The sequence below is a fragment of the Pseudomonas sp. SST3 genome, from assembly GCF_003325755.1.
In genome coordinates, this window is the sequence record NZ_QORI02000061.1 from 1 (window position 1) to 6,887 (window position 6,887).

The 6,887-nt window shown below is 58.3% G+C and carries 3 protein-coding genes and 2 pseudogenes; 2 read left to right on the forward strand and 3 right to left on the reverse strand.

The genetic code is table 11. From position 1 onward, the window contains the following. Positions 1–381: pseudogene (locus DQ405_RS23145) on the forward strand (solute carrier family 23 protein); the annotation flags it as partial. A gap of 85 nt (positions 382–466) precedes the next feature. Beyond that, a pseudogene (locus tag DQ405_RS23150) lies at positions 467–1,088 on the forward strand (LysE family translocator). Here the strand turns inward: DQ405_RS23150 and DQ405_RS28360 are convergent. From DQ405_RS28360 to uraH, 3 genes are all read right to left on the reverse strand, one after another. Beyond that, positions 1,072–1,902 carry a hypothetical protein gene (locus DQ405_RS28360; RefSeq protein WP_168426287.1) on the reverse strand — a complete coding sequence of 277 codons (831 nt, stop codon included), beginning with the start codon at positions 1,900–1,902 and terminating at the stop codon, positions 1,072–1,074. The pseudogene DQ405_RS23150 and the gene DQ405_RS28360 sit on opposite strands and share 17 nt — an antisense overlap. A 395-nt stretch (positions 1,903–2,297) precedes the next feature. Next, complete coding sequence (locus DQ405_RS27070; protein ID WP_342030447.1) at positions 2,298–6,482, reverse strand: dermonecrotic toxin domain-containing protein; 4,185 nt, start codon at positions 6,480–6,482, stop codon at positions 2,298–2,300. 26 nt (positions 6,483–6,508) lie between these two features. Next, positions 6,509–6,862: a hydroxyisourate hydrolase gene (gene uraH / locus DQ405_RS23165; protein WP_014719291.1), complete on the reverse strand. Its 354-nt coding sequence runs from the start codon at positions 6,860–6,862 to the stop codon at positions 6,509–6,511. Positions 6,863–6,887 lie beyond the last annotated feature (25 nt).

A 6,887-nucleotide genomic window follows, 5' to 3' on the forward strand; every position in this document is an offset into this window, starting at 1 on the left:
TAGAAAGTGCCGCCGGTGTGGCTGCTGGCGGCCGTACGGGTTTGACCGCGGTGACCGTGGGCATATTGTTCGTGGCGGCGATGTTTTTTGCGCCGCTGGCCGGCATGATTCCCGCCTACGCCACCGCGGGCGCGTTGATTTACGTTGCGATGCTGATGATGGCGAGCATGGCCCATATCAACTGGGATGAAGCCACCGACAGCATTCCGGCGATCGTCACCGCGATCATGATGCCGCTGACGTTTTCGGTCGCCGACGGAATCGCCCTGGGTTTTATCACTTACGTGGCGTTTGAAAGCCGGCACCGGCAAGTACCGCGAGATTTCCATCAGCCTTTGGGTGCTGTGCGCGATCTTTATCGCCAAGTTCATCTTTCTGTAGTTCAGGAAGGGCTGAAAAACCGCCTCACCTTCGGGTGAGGCTTTTGCATGAAAGGGAGGAATGTAAATGACCTTGGAAAACCTGGCTGCTGTTCAGCGGCGCTGCGCTGGTGGTGATCCTGATCCCCGGCCCGCTCTCATTGCTGATGATCAGCAACAGCCTTAACTATGGCCTGCGCCGCTCGTACCCGGCGTTTCTCGGTGGTGTGTTTGCCTCGATCTGCCTGTTGAGCGCCTCGGCCCTGGGCCTGGGCGCGCTGCTGCTAGCGTCCGAACAACTGTTCAGCGCGCTCAAAATTGTCGGCGCACTCTACCTGTTCTACCTGGCGTGGCAGAGCTGGCAGCAATCGCGCCTGCCCAATGCTGGCGCTGAAGTTCCGCACGCTGCGCCAGTACCACGCTTTCGTGCATTGTTTTGGCCGGGCTTTTGTACTGGGCGCCAGCAACCCCAAGGACATCCTGTTTTTCGCTGCCTTCCTGCCACAATTTCTCAGCAGCCAGCAACCGTTCCTGCCGCAGTTGCTGGTCATGATCGTCACCTGGACGCTGCTTGATCTGCTGTGCAAGTTGGCTTACGGCTTGGGCGCCCATGGCGCTGCGCGCTATTTGCGCAGCGGCTCGGGCCAGAGCTGGTTCAATCGGATCAGTGCCGCACTGTTTGGTGGCGCCGCAGCAGCGGCACTCGTCAACGCTAGGGGGCCAATTTGACGAAGTAGACGCTGGGGTTCAGATTGCCCTTCGTCGCCCATTGGATACCCGCCACGATCCGCACCAAGCGCTGTTCTTGCAGCGCGCTGTCGACCGCTTTCAATAGAAGAGAGTCGGGGTGTAATTTAATTGCGAACCGAATCCACTTGTCCGTCAGCTTGGTTCTCAATGTCATTCGCCCCGTCTCAAGCCATTGATAGGCGACATAGTAAATTTTGTTCGAATGGCGATGCGTCACAACTGATTCGTGGCTGAATTCTCCAGCGGTTGTCCCCTGCCGCCGCAAAGACAAATCCTGGACGGCGAAGCCCTGCTGCTCCAGCACGGTTCTGACGGCAGAGCGCTCTGCCTCGAGCCGCTGCGTCCTGACCGGTGTGACACCAAATTGAAGGCGCGGATCCAACGGGTGAGGCGGCGTGAAGTCAACACGCGTGAAGCCTGGCGCCTTGCCATCGTAACCGATGTACACCATTTCTTTGCGCCGCTCATTGGGCCGCAACATCTGTAGCAAATCATCCGTCTGGCCAACACGGCCATTTACAGCAAGCAACCACTTGTCGAGCGTGGCGCGAATATTCAGTAAATGACTGGCCGTTGCCAGTTGTGGCGGCCCCGATAACTCAATCAGCCTGGCGACTGCCAGCGCTTGGCTTGTATTTGTGAGGGTGGGAAAAGCACTGCCCACATAGCGCTCCAGTGGCCTGTCGAACAGCGGCGCATGCAGCTGCCACTCGCCCGCCGAAGTGCGTGATACCGGAATGGGCTGATCGTTGATTGCCGTACTTGTCCAGCGCTCAATATCAGTGCGAGCCAATGAAAACCTGCTGCGTATCCCTGGTAATAAACGCAATGTCGGTCAATGGCGCCTGATCCCCCGTGTCCAGTAGCCTGTAATATCCGATTCCCGATCCAGCGCTCGGTGTGTCATACCTCGCGCCGATATAGATGGCATTGTAGAAGGCTCCTTGAGGAGTCGATTGCACACGTAAAACGCCAGGTATCGATGAGTCCGACAGCTCAATGGCCTGGGCTCGGATACGCCAATCGAACCAGTGGGTGGCGACCGTTGAGGACTGGACAATGGTGCTTTGTGTAGCAGAACGCACAGTCGGTGGGAACCAATCCCGTAGCGCCTCTACTTCTACGCGCCAGGGGTTGAGCACCCCCGAGCTGGGCCCCGGTTGAGGGTCGCCCGAGCCCAACAAGCGTTCACCGGGCTGATCGATGTGCAAGATCAACTCGTCTTCGCCCGGCTGCCGGGTATTTTTTGAGTCGAAATACCTGTTCGTTTTCGCGCTGGTAAATCGGGTAATGGTGCGTATCGTCTGCCAGAAACAGCTCACCCTTCTTGACATGGATCCCCTTTTTGCCCGGGCCTTTCAGCGCCACGGCGTCGTCAGCAATCGCCTTGATTTTGAACCGGTCGAACACCTTGAGCTGAGTTACAACGGGCACCTTCACGCGCGCAAGGCTACCGCGCACGGCCATGCGCATGCGGTGTATGCGTGCCAGTAAAGCCCTCGGCGCAGGACGCGTCACCTTGGCCACAGCACTGCCGCGCCCCTTGGGCCCCGGTATAAAGTTTGTCAGCAGGTCAGCCGCCATAAACGCACTCATAAAACCCACGTCAACGGCATCATGAGGGTCCCCATAGCGATGAAAGCGCCGCGCCACAAGCAGCAACTCGTAGGCATCATTGAACATCCCGAATAACGGAGAGAAAAAAGCGATCAACCGGCGCCTGCGTGTCTCGCCCTGCTCGCCCAGGCGACGGGTGCGATACTCATCCAGCGCTTTGCCGGAATGGCTGGCTGCCTGGGTCTGACGTTTCAACTCCTGCACCGGGGCGTCGTAAAGCAATGCCTGGGCATCACTGTGGGACGTGGGGACAATTGCCAGCCAAGCCTCAGGTTCACTGGCAATCTGCTCAAGGATTACCTGCTCAACCTCATCCGGCAGCACCGTCGGCTCCAAGTGCTTGATACCGAAGGAGCGAACAAACTCAACCGCTTGCCATATCCCTTTGACCATGGCAAACGCAGGTATAGCGTCCAGGTAACTGACGGCAGCACCGAGCCTATCGACCCTGACCGGGTGATGGGTAATTGCCTGAAATGCCCAGCCGGGTGCGATCTGCCTCGCCAGCATCTGGGTGTTTTCAGGCCGTGCGCCAAGGCGGTTCAATGCATCCTGGGCTTGTTGCAAACTGCAGTACTCGGTGAGAACCAACGCGGGCGAAGCATTCGGCCAATAGATCACGCAATGCCCCGACCGCAGGTCTCGCACGATCACCAGGCCCGCGATATAGCGGTCATGCTGCATCGTGTGGCCCACTAAATGAAGCACATGCAGTTGCAGCTCATGTTGGTTTTTCAACAAGTCTTGCGGCGTTCGTGCGGCCATCGCCGTGGTGAAGATACTTTGCGCGGTTGCCGTCAAGCCTTGTTGCGTGGCCAACAACAGATGTTGCTCAGTGCCGGCAAGCAACGTCCGGTTCAGTAACTCGGGAATGCGCCCTTTGCTGAGCGTGTGGAGGGTATCGCCAGGCGGGTAAAAAACCTGGTTGATCAACGCGTCGTACTGACCGCCGACATCCAGCGAGGAAATCGTACGGATCAAGTAAGCGGCATTCAGTTGATTTTTCCATTCAGGTTGCAAATAGCGGGCGCGATTGAGTCGCCACTGCGTCCAGGGCGCCAGTGGGTCCAGGTTATGCTGCGCCAGTTGTAACAGGCTGTAGGTGGTGCGCTTCAGGGTCGGGGTAAGTTTTATGGCGCGGTCGCCAATGGCACAACCGCTTGTCCATCCACAATAACTGCCTTGAACATCATCGGGCATATCAAGGAAGGGCTGGTCGATATCAAACTGCGCAGGTATGCCGTCCAACCGCAAGCGATCGATCAGGGCACGGCGAGCGAAGGTTTCCAGACCGGGCAACTGGTCTTCAAGCCTTGTCTTGAATGCAAAAGTACTGCTCAGGTAAAAGCGCTGCGATCGCCTGAACTTCTTACGCTGGTAACGGGATGCGTGCTCCAGCCAAGCTGGCAGTTTCTTCGCTTGCAGTGCGGTTTTGCGCAACAACTCGACATTGGCCTGGGCGCGGCTCTGGGCGTCACTGACAGGTGCCTTGAGCTGCTCTTGCAGTTCTGCCAGCAGCAAGGCGCGACTTATTTGCGCATCTTTCACGCCGTTGAATATGCGCGTGATGTCTTCTGTACTGTTGTGCAGGCGCTGATAACACCCAAGCAATGTCTTGATCGCAGCCAGGGCGGGCTTGCCATTAATCGGTACGTAGCGCACAGCCAGCGTTCCACGCGCCGCGTGTGAGCGCAAGTCGTTACGCTTGTCGTGCTCGACATAGTCCCACAGCGCGCTGCGATCCCAACTATCAAGGCTGGCTTTGATACTTCGGGTCAGGGCGTCCAGTCCGGAAAACCCCTGCACCCCACCTTCCGCTCCGAAACCGCACAGGACTACCGCATGCTGGCGTCGCGGCACCCGTACCGCCGCCGCCGTAGTCACCACCCACATGTTATGGAGCGGATAGAAGGCATCAGGGTCATTGCCAATCGCAATTGACAGCACTCGGGTTTGACTGTCTGGACGTTTTGACGGCAAAGGCTGATCGAGCACTTCGATGATCAGGTCCCGATGCGCGGTGCTTATCAACTTGAGTCGATGCTGCAATTGCACCTCACAGCGTAGCGCCTCAGTCTGGGCGTCAAGAAACAACGTGCCGCGCCTGAACGTACCCTTTCCACCAGGGCGCTCAGCCCAAAATGCCACCTCGAACAGCCGTTGCTGGGCATCCTGCACCCACCTGTCCATCGTTTGGGCATGGGCGTTGAGCTGGGATACCAGCGATACAAATGCCTGGTATGCGGGCGTATCGTTACTCAAATCATCGGGATCGAGCAACGCAACCAGCCCTTTTTCGTAGCGTTTGATCCGGTGTTCTACGGTGTATTCGGCCAAGCCTGGCGCAGTGCTGCCAAAGATTATTTCGGCGTGTCGTCGTTGCTGGTCCCATTTGAGCAACTGCTCTCGAAGCGGGCCAAGTCGGGCCCCGCCAATCAACTGCTGCCGGTTACGCTCCACTCGTGCGAGAACAACTGCTGACTCCAGAGGCTGTGACGTTCCGGCGGCAAACACATGGGCGTGGTTGCTTTTTACCGTACACGCCAATTCATTGGCCCATTGCCCTTCCAACAACGCCTGCGCGCTTGACGCCAGCGCATCCTCCATAAGCTCCACGCCTCGAGAGACAGTGGATACCGAGGAGAACGTTGCAGGTGGAAGCAACACAGAGCGACGACTTAATGGCAAACATTGCCATAGCTCGTGTAGACGAGTCCTGCCCAGCGCCTGCACGCCGCACGCCAGGGCGACGAAAGACGGGTACTCGTAAAAATTGCGAGCCACACCCGGTAAATAGACAACATGAGGCACATCATCGGGATCGCCCTCACGATAGAAATGCAACGCGCCCGCAATAGCCACCGCAGGGTTACCCGGCCACATCAACGGGCCTACTCGCACATCGGCCCACTGTCCGCCCGCACGCAGGCGTGCTTCAGCGGTTGGTGCATCGATCACGGCCTGAACCATGGCCAATCCAGCCCGTGATAGCTCGTTCAGTTGCCTGGCAATAAAGGCCCGGTCAGCAAAAAGCGCCTGGTGCAGCTCGATCCAACGCTCCCGGCGTGTGAGCCAGGAGCCGTACTCCAGCGCGTCCCAATATTGATTGGCTGCGCGACCCAACCGCTCAAACAGCCCCAACGCGATAACCCGCCGCAGCGCTTCCAGCGGTGTATAGGGCAACCGACGGTCAGGCGCGCCCTTGACGCTGAGGAGGGTGTATTGATTGATATTGAAAGGCACCGAAGGGCGGACCAGCAGCAACAACGCACGATCAGTCAAGGTGTCGACTTTCTGCGGTAACCGCGGAGGCATGGGTTCGGTGAAGAGCAGACTGTCCGGGTCAATCTCGAACGCCTTCTGCAACTGGGCGCGGATCACCTTCAAGATCCTGGGTGAGCGCCCTATCAGGCGTGTGAGCGCCCGTGTCGACTCGCGGCATCTCGCGTCGGCCAGCCCGATCTGATTGATCAGGCGGCTGGGATGGGGATAGGCGTTGATCCGTTCTCGCAACGGAGTGCGTAGGGCCTGTAAATCGGCATCGACGAAAAAGGGCGGCGCGTCCTCCTCAAGGGTGTCGTCAGGGTCACTGGAGGGCGCTGTAACGCCGAGCTGATCAGGGGGCAAGGTCATGGTGTTTTTCTTCTCTATGCACTGAGGAAAAACCAGCCTAGGGCCCATCAATGAGCAAGAGGGGCTAGATAGTTGAGCGAAAAAAAGCCCGCAGTGTGCGCGGGCGAAACCAACGAAGAGCATTTGGGGGTGTGAAGCGAGGTGACAACTCAGCTACCGCGATAAGTGGAGTAGCTGTAAGGCGAAATCAGCAGAGGCACGTGGTAGTGGTCTTGCTCGGCACTGATACCAAAGCGCAACACCACCACGTCGAGGAAGGCAGGTTCAGGCAATTGCACACCGCGGGCACGGTAGTAATCACCGGCGCTGAACTGCAGTTGGTACACGCCGCTGCGGTAGTCGTCGCCTTGCAGCAGCGGCGCGTCGCAACGACCGTCTCCGTTGGTAGTGGCGGTAGCGACGAGCTCAAGCTGCGTGCCTTCGACACGGTAGAGCTCAACCTTGATTGCGCTGCCAGGGCAGCCGTGTGCAGCGTCCAAAACGTGTGTGGTCAAACGTCCCATGGCTTCTATGCGCCTCCGGAAGTCA